At 46.1% G+C, this 623-nt stretch carries 2 tRNA genes; both read left to right on the plus strand.

Annotated features, from left to right (window positions below):
- The first annotated feature begins 159 nt into the window (after positions 1-159).
- Positions 160-236: transfer RNA gene (locus tag CAF73_RS29500), tRNA-Ile, on the plus strand.
- A gap of 10 nt (positions 237-246) precedes the next feature.
- Positions 247-322: transfer RNA gene (locus tag CAF73_RS29505), tRNA-Ala, on the plus strand.
- Positions 323-623: the final 301 nt, after the last annotated feature.

Below are 623 nucleotides of genomic sequence, written 5' to 3' on the forward strand. Positions count from 1 at the left end.
AGCCGTAGGGGAACCTGCGGCTGGATCACCTCCTTAATCGACGACATCAGCTGCTTCATAAGCTCCCACACGAATTGCTTGATTCATTGAAGAAGACGATAGAAGCAGCTTTAAGCTCCAAGCTGATAGCTCTGAGCTAACAGTTACAAGCTCGAAATTGGGTCTGTAGCTCAGTTGGTTAGAGCGCACCCCTGATAAGGGTGAGGTCGGCAGTTCGAATCTGCCCAGACCCACCAATTTTGTTATGGGGCCATAGCTCAGCTGGGAGAGCGCCTGCCTTGCACGCAGGAGGTCAGCGGTTCGATCCCGCTTGGCTCCACCATAAACTGCTTCGAAGTTTGAGAGTTTAGAAATGAATATTCGATTTGAATATTGATTTCTAGTCTTTTGATTAGATCGTTCTTTAAAAATTTGGGTATGTGATAGAAAGATAGACTGAGATCCACTTTCACTGGTGGTGATCAGGCTAAGGTAAAATTTGTGAGTTCTCTTAGTTGAGAAATTCGAATTTTCGGCGAATGTCATCTTCACAGTATAACCAGATTGCTTGGGGTTATATGGTCAAGTGAAGAAGCGCATACGGTGGATGCCTTGGCAGTCAGAGGCGATGAAAGACGTGGTAG

Source organism: Pseudomonas sp. B15(2017) (assembly GCF_002113215.1).
Classification (GTDB): Bacteria; Pseudomonadota; Gammaproteobacteria; order Pseudomonadales; family Pseudomonadaceae; genus Aquipseudomonas.